At 64.1% G+C, this 8,661-nt stretch carries 6 protein-coding genes and 3 pseudogenes; 4 read left to right on the top strand and 5 right to left on the bottom strand.

What is annotated here, in order from left to right; translation table 11 throughout:
• Positions 1-425: pseudogene (locus BQ7477_RS08750) on the bottom strand (App1 family protein); the annotation flags it as partial.
• Positions 426-876: 451 nt separating this feature from the next.
• On the opposite strand from BQ7477_RS08750, the gene BQ7477_RS08745 reads away from it, so the two are divergent.
• The 4 genes from BQ7477_RS08745 (at position 877) to BQ7477_RS08730 (ending at position 4,948) form a co-directional block, all read left to right on the top strand.
• Positions 877-1,890, top strand: a complete 1,014-nt coding sequence (locus BQ7477_RS08745) for a hypothetical protein (RefSeq protein ID WP_129582540.1) — start codon at positions 877-879, stop codon at positions 1,888-1,890.
• 78 nt (positions 1,891-1,968) lie between these two features.
• A complete protein-coding gene (locus tag BQ7477_RS08740) occupies positions 1,969-2,730 on the top strand; it encodes an anaerobic ribonucleoside-triphosphate reductase activating protein (protein WP_073983622.1) in 762 nt (253 codons plus the stop codon).
• A 117-nt stretch (positions 2,731-2,847) separates the two neighbouring features.
• Positions 2,848-4,083: a variant leucine-rich repeat-containing protein gene (locus BQ7477_RS08735; RefSeq protein ID WP_073983621.1), complete on the top strand. Its 1,236-nt coding sequence runs from the start codon at positions 2,848-2,850 to the stop codon at positions 4,081-4,083.
• Between the two features lie 259 nt (positions 4,084-4,342).
• Positions 4,343-4,948 carry a LytR C-terminal domain-containing protein gene (locus BQ7477_RS08730; RefSeq protein WP_073983620.1) on the top strand — a complete coding sequence of 202 codons (606 nt, stop codon included), beginning with the start codon at positions 4,343-4,345 and terminating at the stop codon, positions 4,946-4,948.
• A 468-nt stretch (positions 4,949-5,416) separates the two neighbouring features.
• Here the strand turns inward: BQ7477_RS08730 and BQ7477_RS08725 are convergent.
• The 4 genes and pseudogenes from BQ7477_RS08725 to BQ7477_RS08710 form a co-directional block, all read right to left on the bottom strand.
• Positions 5,417-6,016: pseudogene (locus BQ7477_RS08725) on the bottom strand (MFS transporter); the annotation flags it as partial.
• A gap of 153 nt (positions 6,017-6,169) precedes the next feature.
• Positions 6,170-6,763, bottom strand: a pseudogene (locus BQ7477_RS08720) (multicopper oxidase domain-containing protein); the annotation flags it as partial.
• A 28-nt stretch (positions 6,764-6,791) separates the two neighbouring features.
• On the bottom strand, positions 6,792-7,535 hold the full coding sequence (locus BQ7477_RS08715) for an MFS transporter (protein ID WP_234968768.1): 744 nt from the start codon (positions 7,533-7,535) through the stop codon (positions 6,792-6,794).
• A 406-nt stretch (positions 7,536-7,941) separates the two neighbouring features.
• The coding region (locus BQ7477_RS08710) for a phosphatase domain-containing protein (protein ID WP_129582567.1) at positions 7,942-8,661 on the bottom strand (720 nt) is incomplete at its 5' end.

Raw genomic sequence — 8,661 nt, 5'->3', positions numbered from 1 at the left:
ACGTCGCCCGCGTGCAGGACTTGGATGGTGGCGTCGTGCCAGCCGGGTTCGAGGCCGTGGCCGAGGACCGTCATGTCGACGAAGCCGCCGCGGTCCGCGAAGGCGAGCCTGCGGGCGTTGCCGACGGTGACGAGGACGGGTTGGCGGGGGACCTGCGCGTTGAAGAACTGGCGCCATCCGCGGCGGTTTTGTAGCCACGTGCGGGAGTCGTCGCCGCGGGCCATGAGGACGCGACCGAGGATGCGGGCGCTGCGCTGGGAGCCGATGCCGCCGAAGCCGACGACGCCGGGATAGTACCAGCCTTTCGACATGGCCGCGACCAGCAGGGTCGACGCGAATTCACCCGCGCCGGCGGTCAGTGCCAGGGCGAGTGAGGGGGACTCGTCGTCGATGAGAGGGGGGCGAAGCAACATCAGGGTAATCATAGGGCCAACCCACCGGGGAAGCGCAAGCGTGGTCAGGGTCCCTGCGGTCGGGCAGCCCATGATAATCTGACCACGCAGAAGCGTCCGATGGAGGGTGAGAAATGCTCGATGGGTACAATGATGGTTCTGCAGCGTCCGATTCTTTTGATCGCTTGGGCAGTAAGGAGAAGACTAAGTGCGGTTCTCTTGTGCTCGCTGCAATTGATTACTATATGCACCTGGAAGGCTTTGAAAGAAATGGCAGTCTATACAAGAAAATACTTTTGAAGCGTCATTTAGTAACCGGTCATAAGGCTGTGAGCTGGACGGGATAACGGTCGGGATCCTTGGCGTTCGCTTGGGCGTGTCACGTCTCGACACAATGCGCATCTTCGGGCGAAAGGGATCTTCTAAGTTTATTGGATTCACACAGACCGTTGTGTTGCATAATGTAAGCGGTTAGGGAAGTTCGATGCTCAGAATTAGTCGTTTCATTAAGCGTGGACCGGGTGCGATTCTCGGGTTGGCACTCCTGCTGGTGATCGGCGTAGGGGTGTGTAGCTGGTATCGGGAGCATGTCGTGTGGGGACGAATCACGCCCGAGCAGGCGGCGCGAGCCTACGTGCAGATGATCGTCAACGGCGACTGTGAGACGTGGGATGAACTGAACCCGCCGGAGCCAGGCTGGTGCTACAACGCCAGGTGCTCGATGACGCTCACCGAAGTGTCTGCGCAACGCGAGCAGGCTCCCCAGCTTATCGATCTGAGTGTTCGCCCCACCTACTCCACCAAGATGTACGTGGCTGACATGCGCCTCGACGTTGGCGGCGAGGAACGCTCCTACTCGATGACCCTCACACGCGGGGAAACCGGATCGGACCTCACCGGATGGTGGAAGGTCAAGCAAGCCCCCGAGGACATGACAGCAGTCTCTGCTGACCAGGCCATCTTGTCTGTCACCCACATCGATGGTCGCGCCTACACCCAGCCTGAGGAGTCGAAGACCCGCGAATGGCCGATGAATTGGCAACTGGCCACCACGACGAGTTTTCCGGGCGTCTACGACCTTAGCTGGACGAAGATGAGTGACCACGGTCGCGCGATGGTGCTGCGAGAAGACACTGGCCAATGGCAGGAAGCGGACGACGGGCACGTCACGATTACTAGCTCGGGGCGCTATCGCATCGCCGTTGTGCCGACCGCCCAGGATTTTGAGGAGGTCCGTGCGCTCGCCGAGCAGGAGACACGCGAGTGCCTGAGCGGGCAATGGTCGGACATATGCAACGCGAAGGTCAACGGCGCCGGAGATGACGGCATTACTATCGAGGTGAGCCTGGACCAGGAACGCAACCCCGAGACCTCAATCTTCGGTGTACGCATGGGGGGCGTTACCGTGACACTACCGAGCGGGTCACAGGAAAACGAGCGCTTCGGGTGGCGTTACGTCGTCGACGACCAGGGGCAGACGCGCGTGGAGTTCTCCTAAAGGAAAGCAGCTCGACGAGGCCGGGGGCCTCGGTCGCCACGCGCGGCCCCCCGACCCCCGCTCAGTCGAGGGGGANCGCTGAGCCTGGGCGGCCCCGGCCTCGTCGGGGGGCGGGCGTCGCGCGAGTGGACGCCGGACGACCTGCAGATCGCGGGCCTGGTCCCCATGTCGAGCGTGGACTGGCCCGGCAAGTTCGCGGCGTCCCTGTTCCTGCAGGGGTGCCCGTGGGCGTGCCCGTACTGCCACAACAGCGCGATCATCGACCCGCGCATCCCGGGCGTGGTCGCGTGGAGCGCGCTGGAGGACCTGTTGGCGCGCAGGCGTGGTCTGCTCGACGGGGTTGTGTTCTCCGGCGGTGAGGCAACCCGTCAGATCGCGCTCGGCGCAGCGATGGTGCGCGTGCGTGAGCTTGGCTTCGGTGTTGGCCTGCACACCGCCGGCCCCTACCCGGGACGCCTCGCGGATTTGCTTGGCGCCGGCCTCGTTGATTGGGTTGGTATTGACATTAAGGCCACGCGTGAGCATTACGAGGCCGTGGCCGGGCGTGTGGGGGCCGGTGCGCGGGCGTGGGAATCTCTGGGTATCGTGCTGGCTCACCCGGAGGTGGACCATGAGGTGCGCTTGACCGTCTACCCGGACGGGCCGGGTGATGGGCTTGAGGTGGCGACGATCGCCCGTGAGATGGGTGTTCGGTCTTTCGCTCTTCAACAGGCGCGTGAATTTGGTACGCCGGAAGGTTTTGAAGCGTCACGCGCGGGTTGGGACGACCAGGTGAGGGCGCTCGCGACGGACATTGAGACACTCAATTTTGACAGCTTTGTTTTTCGTGGCGCGTCATAGTGCTTTTGTCAAGTGACAGCGCCGCATGGTGGGAAGAAGATACGAGAAGGTTTCACGTGTGACGTGTGATCGCGGTATTGTGTAACAACCGCGTGACCAATGAAGTCTGGAGCATCGATGGCAGAAGAACTGCATTTCGACAATCCTGCGGCAGCAGCCCAGGACCCGTCGACCGACGCTGAAGCGCTGCGTCAACTGGCGTTCCGCTACCCCGAGGTGCGCCCGATTGTTGCGGCACACCCACACGCCTATCGCGGCCTGCTTGATTGGCTGCATCAGTTCAATGACCCGGCGATTAACGCCGCCCTCGAGGCGCGTGACGACTATGACGGGTATATCGATTCCAACGGCTATCTTGTCATGCACGGCGATGTGTCCGGCGCGGTCGCTGGTTCCTCGATCCGCACCTCCGAGTCCGGCATGTACGTCCTGGGACAGGGCGGCGTGAACTCCTATTCGCAGGTCGAACGGACAACCCCTTATTCTGCTGTCGTCGGCTCTAACGCGGCGGTACCGAAGGTGGGCGCGCGCGAACAGGTCGTCGCTCAGGTGCAGCGCCAGTCGATCATGGGCGACAAGTCTGCTCAGGATCCTGAAGCGACAGCTGTGTACCCCGCCACGTCTGTCGGCTCTTCTTATCCTGGGTCGTCGAGTAGTGCTACGCGCACGCAGGTTATGCCGCAGGCATACCCTGGTGCGGGTGCCTCCTACCAGGTGCAGCCCACGGTGCAGCCGGGTTCGGTTCCCCAGTCGCCGACGCGCGAAGGTCGCTCCCTCCCGGTCATGGGAATTGTGCTCGGTGTTCTCGCGCTCATTGCCGTGGTCCTTCTCGGCGTTGTCATCTTCGTTTTCACGCGCGGATATGACGGGCCTCATAACGGTTCCTCTCCGGCGCCGTCCAGGTCCGCGTCCTCGCCGACGCCCTCTGCGCGTGCCAGCACGAATGACCCCGTGAAGTACCCCGCTCCCCCCGGAGCGACCAAGATGGACAATTTTATGGCGCCCTCCGGCAACATCAAGTGCTCCTTCACGGTCGACGGTGTCACCTGCGGTATCGCTGAATCCAATTGGGAGGATGAGGGCTACCCCGCATGCTCGGACACCAAGGTGGGGACGCTGACGGTATCGAAGACCGACGCGTCGCAGTCCTGCGCGAGCAGCATGCCCACGGGTGGCCCTAAGCTCGACTATACGACGGCGGCCACGAATGGCGACTACGCGTGTCGCTCGACCGAGGACGGCGTGACTTGCTGGAACACGAGGACCGGCAACTCCTTCGCCCTGGCCCGCGCGGGTTGGATGACCGGCACGACCGGTGAGATCAATCCCAGGGACTTCCAGTGGAACAAGTAGACTGATGTGCCCGTCGTGGTGGGCTCCGAGGGGTTCCTCGGGGCCCACCACTGTGTCAACGCCTTACGAGGCTGGGGTGCTACCGCGCTGACGGTTGTGACCGGGTGATTTTCCCGTGTGGAGGCCTGTAACGCGAACTCGGCCCAGGCTTCGTGGCGAGGTTTCTCGACGTATCGCGGGGTGGGTGTGGGCAAGATGTAATGCTCCAGACGGGGCGTTATCTGGCCTCTATGTGCCCCTATTCGATAGTGTTGAGACCGTGAGTACACCGAACGAGTCCCACACTGTCCTTACTCCGCGTCAGCGCTTCCTGCGTGAGCGTCAGCAGCGTCAGAACACGACGTTCGCCATCGTCGGCGTGTCGCTAATCACCGTCGTGGTGTTAGCGGTCCTCGTGTTCACGGGGATCGTGCCGGTTCCCTTCGGCAACGATTTCTCTGTCAAGATCGAGTATGCCGAAACGGGCGACATTCCCTGCCCGACGGCGAATTCGAAGCCAGTGGCCCCCTCGACGGTGTCCGTCACTGTCGTCAACACGACTCAACATCAGGGACTGGCGTCAAAGGCCACGGACATGCTCACGACCGCGGGCTTCCAAACGCAGGATCCGGAAAACGCTGACGCAGAGTATACGGGTAAAGTTCGCATCACCGCGGGACCGCAGGGTGTCGACAACGCCTACTCGGTGGCTCGCTTCTTTCCGGGCGCCCACGTGCGCCTCAGTGACGCGACGGGGGCGGACGTGAAGGTCGAGTTGGGGACCTTCTACGATGACGCAATGAGCGCGGAGGATGTTCAGCGTGTCCTGAAGTCAACCGACCCTATCGAGCAGCCGACGAAATGCCGCCCGATGTCGGGTTCCTGACTCGACGGGCCATTACCGTGAGAAGGCCGCCCCTCGGGGCGGCCTTCCTGGGGTTAAGGGGCAAAGCGTGTTGGTTTTGTGGTGACTTTTCGGTGTGCTGGTGAGGGACAATCGGGGTTGGAGCTGGTTGTTTCATCGCGTGCCTGTGTGTGGTCCCTTGATCTGTCTCGGTGGGGCTTGGGTCAGTCGTTTGCGGCGACGGTATTCACCGTGCCATGCCGCTGGCACGCCTCTGGCTGTGCTACCGGCGGTGCTACCGGCTGCGCTACCGGCGGTGCTACTGGCTGCGCTACCGGCGGTGCTATGAGTGGCTGCGCATGACTCCCGCCCGGCGAGCTTTCCGCGAATGTCGCATGCAATTCCCCCGACACTGTGTCTCACCGCGCAACCATATTGTTGGAATTGCAACGTTTGCGGACACTGTTGAAAGTTCACTCAATCGAATTGCATGCGAAACTGCTCCGAGNAGGGGATCGTCGCTGGCTCGGAGGAGCGCCGCGACAAAAAGAGTATGCCGCCCACGGCCAAGCTCACGATGGAAATGGCCAGACCGATGGCCGGATGCAGGGCAGTGCCCAGGACCGTGGAGAGCACGGGCCCCACGATGTAGACGAACTCGTCGACCGCCGACTCGAGGGCGTAGGCGGTCGTCAACTGGCCGGGCTTGTTCAGGATCGTGGTCCAGCGTGAGCGCACGAGCGCGCCCGGAGCGCCCCACGTGGCGCCCGCGAGGGCCGCAGGAATGAACAGCGTCCACTCGGGCGCATGCATGAGGGTGGCGGCCACCAGCGCGCACATCGACAAGGTGGAGATGACCCACGCGGGGCCCATGACGCGCAGCTGCCCGTGCCGGTCGACGCGGCGCGCCAGGATGGGCGCGCAGACCGCCATGACGATGATGTTGACCGCCGACACGGCGCCGGCCAGCGTGTAGTTGCCGTACTCGGCGCGCACCAACAGGATCGTGGACAAACCCACCATCGACATGGGGAGGCGCAAAGTCAGCCCGGCAGCGGAAAACTTCCAGGCCTGACGGTAACGCAAAATGTCGAGATAGGTACCCAGCATCCCGCTATTGTATCGTCGGTCGGAGGGCGGCAACGCCCGTCACGATGGGGTGTAGCTAACCCCCTTTTCCGCGCGCGAGAGCGGGAAACGGCCACGGCCTCGTCGAACGTGGACGAGGCCGTGGCAGGGAAAGGGGAGCAGGCTCAGTCGCTNGCCGCTGCCGCCGCCGCGGATGACGTAGGCGCCCTCGCGCCACACGGTGTCGAACTGGGTGCCCACGACGTGGAACGTGGTCGCCAGGTTCGGGCCCGCGTCCATGACCCACACGCGCACGCGCTCGTTGGTCTTGACCTGGATGGGGTGCGCCTTGTACTGGAAGGGCACGCCGTTGAAGGCCATTGCGTTGGGCGCCAGGGCCGACAGGAGGGAAGCGTCCGCTGGTGTGCCGTCCGCGCCCAGGTAGAGCTCGGAGGCGACCATCACGTACTCGCGGTCGACCGAACCCAGGTCGGTTGGGTCGATGATGACGGCGCCGAACATGCCGTTCGCGATGTGCATGGACATGGGCGCGGTCGAGCAGTGGTAGAGCCAGATGCCCGCGTTCTTCGCGACGAAGGTGTATTCGAGGGTCTGTCCGGGTTCGATCGAGCGCATGACCTGGTCGGGGGAGACGAGGCCCGCGTGGAAGTCCAGCGAATGGCTCATCGTCCCGTTGTTGACCAGCGTGATGTGGAAGGTGTCGCCGATGTGTCCGCGCAGGATCGGGCCGGGCGCGTCCCCGTTGAAGGTCCACGTCTGGCGGGTCAGNCGCCACGCGCGGCCCCCCGACCCCCGCTCAGTCGAGGGGGAGTTCAGGCTTGGGCGCGGCGGTGTTCTTGCGTAGCGCGGGCAGGCCGATGAGCATGAGGACGACCATCGCCCAGCCGGAGCCCGACATGGTGAAGAGTCCGCCGCGCGCGCCGATTGCGTCGATTGCTGGCCCGGCGATCGCGGTGCCCAGCGAGGTCCCCAGGTTGATCGAGGTCGACATCCAAGTCAGGCCCTCTGTCAGCTTCGCGGCAGACACGGACTGTTGAATAATGACGTTAACGTTCGTCATCGTCGGGGCGCAGGTCAGGCCCGTGACAAGGATGACGGCGGCCATCGTCCAGATGTTGAAGGCGACGGGGAACAGGCTCATGCCGATCGCCATCGCGATGACGCCGATCGCGAAGAGCTGCCAGGTGGGGCGTCTCCACGTGCGCGCCCCGTAGACGAGCGCGGCGGACAGTGAACCGATCGAGAAGAGCGCCAGGAGGATACCGCCGAGCGCGGGGGTGCCCAGCTCCTCGGTGAAGCTGACCATCGAGACCTCCATCGAGCCAAACGTCATGCCCATGCCGATGTAGGTGGCAGCCATGACGAGGACGACGGGCTTGCGGATGACGGACTCGCGCGGGGCATGCGGGTCGTAGGGGATCGTCGCTGGCTCGGAGGAGCGCCGCGACAAAAAGAGTATGCCGCCCACGGCCAAGCTCACGATGGAAATGGCCAGACCGATGGCCGGATGCAGGGCAGTGCCCAGGACCGTGGAGAGCACGGGCCCCACGATGTAGNGGGGCCTGGCCGCGGCGCCGGCGGGCGGTGGCAGGCCCGGCCCAGACAAATTTCGCACATAATTTACGGCGGTAATTTTTCGAGACCGCGCGAAAACGTTGCAATTCCAACGAGGTGAAGTCAATGTCTGAAGGAGCAGCAGGGGAATTACGTGCGAAATTAGGGTTACAGGGCAAAACGTTTGGGGGTTAGTCCCAGGTGTTGTGGCAGGGTCTGTCCGAGCTTCGAGCCGACACGCCAAGCAAAGCTCGTGGGGCGGACGGCGAGCGGGCAGACCGCCGCCCTCCAGCAATGCGTCGTGTCCTATAACCGCCTTCCTGTATGCGCGCGGAGTGGCCTGCTTCCGCCGCGCCGACCAGGGTAGCGCGTCCCGGCCTCGTCGAGGGGCCTCAGTAGGAGGACAGCGGCCCGGCGGTGCCCCGGCCTCGTATATTCTCCAGCAGAGCGTGACCGTTAGAGCCGTACCAGACGGGGACGGACTCGGGGACCGTCCACAGCGCGTCGGGGACCATCGCCTCGAAGGAACCGTGGGCCATGAACTGTTCGATCTCGGAGAGGGAACGAATCGCGATGCCCGCGACCGCCTGGGGGTATTCGCGCGCGAACTCGGCGTAAATCTCGGGATCGCGTTGGCCGTCGTCGCCGACGAGGAGCCACCGCACGTGCGGGAACATGCGCGCCAGGCGGCGCAGCTCGCGGCGCTTATGCTCGGGACCCGAGCGGAACCACCCGGTGTTCGACGGGCCGAAATCCGTCATGAGGAAGCCACCCGCCGGGTAGCCGGAGCGCTCCAGGAACGAGCGGACCGTGGGCACCACGTTCCACGCGCCGGTCGACAGGTACATGATGGGGGAGTGCGTACCTTCCGGCACCCCCTCCGACGTCGCCGACGAGGTCGTGAGCGTCGTCAGCAGTTTCGCCATGCCCGGGACGGCCTCGCGCGAGGAGACCCGATCCAGGAAGGCGTGCCGCGCGGCCGACATCAGGCGCGGCAGCATGGAGACCATGACGGTGTCGTCGATGTCGGAGACGACGCCGAAGTGCTCGTCGTCGGAGACGATGCGCACGCGCACGCAGGCCGGGCGTCCGGCGCGAATGCGGCCTTTGCG

The organism is Actinomyces bouchesdurhonensis (assembly GCF_900128465.1).
Classification (GTDB): Bacteria; Actinomycetota; Actinomycetes; order Actinomycetales; family Actinomycetaceae; genus Pauljensenia; species Pauljensenia bouchesdurhonensis.
The sequence above is the reverse complement of the archived record's forward strand: the minus strand, read 5'-3'. Positions and strand labels throughout refer to the sequence as shown.

Excerpts from the sequence above, each read along its gene's own strand:
- BQ7477_RS08735 (WP_073983621.1), top strand. The coding sequence starts at position 2,848 with ATGGCAGAAGAACTGCATTTCGACAATCCTGCGGCAGCAGCCCAGGAC.
- BQ7477_RS08745 (WP_129582540.1), top strand. The coding sequence starts at position 877 with ATGCTCAGAATTAGTCGTTTCATTAAGCGTGGACCGGGTGCGATTCTC.